A 1,936-nucleotide genomic window follows, 5' to 3' on the forward strand; every position below is an offset into this window, starting at 1 on the left:
GTAAATCTCATGTCAAGTGATGGGGAATTTGCTTTTATAGTGTCTGCAACGTTGCCAGCGTCAGTTGCCACTGGAGAAGTTGTACTATGTGAGGACATTTTGAGTTCTTTGCGGAATACAACTTCACCGTTATCAGTTCGCTGGTTAGCCCAAGGCTATATTGACCAGGATTTTACGTTTATTTGTCATTTGGCTGACAATCAATTTAGTGGTGTTGCCTTGTGGATCGCTTTTGATGCGTTTTCAGCTATACCAGCTGACATAACCACAACAATCGAACTTGAAATGTTTCGGAGTCTCTCGCCACACTTGTGTGTGATGAGAGATCCCAAAACACATGTGTGGAATGTTGATTTGAGAAGGTTGTGTGGGCAATCACTCAGTTTTGCTGGCAATGGTTTCTGCAGTCCAAAGTTATGGGTAGTTGCCGCAACCTCCTCAAAAATGGCGTGGTCACAAAATGTGAACTTCAATATTGAGGTTCGTGCACATGGTGACCGCTATGTTAGGGGGTTGTGGACCGAGCAAGTGTTGACATATCCACTACAACCCTCGGTTCTAGAGGATTTGGATTTGGTACTGATGCCATCAACTATTGATATTGGAGCTGAGATGGCAACCAATTTTACTTTGGCGCTTGCAGAAAAACAGTGGTCTAAATCAGAACGAGGCACATACTCATATGCTTCGGGTTTATTGTCTCATTTTCTGGGTGTTGGAGGCATGATGCATTTTTCTGTGCATGTGACCTCCAGTAAATTTGTGAGCTGCAAGTTGCGAGTTGCATTATGGGGTACTACGCCTACGCGTGCCCAGATGTGCCAAATACCCCATGTGGATATTATGGATGGTGGTGAGGGTAGTCTTGAGATACAGTCAGCCTATTATTCCACTGCCAATTTTGGGGACGTTGGAACATTGTTTTGGGTGTTTCCGTTGTGCTCACCAATGGTTCCAGAAAAGGTGGAATCTTCTTTTGAATATTTTATTCGAATAAAGGGGATTTCTGCCAATCCACGATTGTGTAGATCAATCAATTACAAGAATATTGTGGGTTGGTTTCTTCTGGAAAATATTGAAACACCAAGGCGAACTGAGGAATTAGTCCTGACCCTGCCATCTAGGTGTAGTAATATTACACTGGCAAATGCAAAAGGTATAAAACATGGGAAAATCACTAATTTGGTGAATCCTTTTGCAATAATGTGTGCTACAACTGGTATGCAATGGGGAAAAGTTGTTTTGCATTTTCAATGGACGCTTAATGCTGGTGTGAAACTGGCAAATACCGTTGGAAATGTGATAATCTCACAAGGTCGTGGGCTTAATGTTGCCACGCAACATACTGGTTATTTAATACAGTGCGCTACTTTAGATACCAGTGTTGCAGTCCCCTTTGAATTTGGATCCTTTGCAGGTCCTGTTATATCTGGGGGTGTTCCATTTGAAGCTGAGAATTGGACACGTTTTGAAACACGGTTTTTCCACTGCATGACAACGTTGTGTGTTTCTATCGAAGTGCTTGATGGTTTTCAGTTTTATGGGCGTTCAGCTGGTCCTATGACCATATCATCTGGCGCCTGATATTATTTTGGCGTGGGACAAAGCTTTCTTAGGTATTTCTTTTAGAGAATATCCACCCTATCTGGTAGGGTTACCACTTCCAGAGGCTCTACTCGCCTTAAAAGTAAAATTTGGTACTAGGATAACCAAATTAAAATAACCTAGTTTTTCATGGTGCTTTTGTCTTTGTGACCATGATCATACTAAGACATCTGAGTTTTCTTTGCTTTCTTAGATTAGATTTATTTCTGTTGTGTGTTTAATTTTCGCTTTTATGTGGCGACATGTGGGTTTGTCCTTTTCCTACATTGCTAAGCTGGACACAAAAATATTTTCTATTGTTTATTAGTAAGTATTTCATCCGAAAAGCAAA

The 1,936-nt window shown here is 41.3% G+C and carries 1 protein-coding gene; it reads left to right on the forward strand.

The window, feature by feature from the left end; genetic code table 11:
* Positions 1 to 1,584, forward strand: a 1,584-nt coding sequence (locus tag V6B97_RS17045; protein ID WP_333507707.1) for a hypothetical protein, incomplete at its 5' end; no start/stop codon positions are given.
* Positions 1,585 to 1,936: the final 352 nt, after the last annotated feature.

Source organism: Nitratidesulfovibrio sp. 1201_IL3209 (assembly GCF_036763125.1).
Taxonomy (GTDB): Bacteria; Desulfobacterota; Desulfovibrionia; order Desulfovibrionales; family Desulfovibrionaceae; genus Cupidesulfovibrio.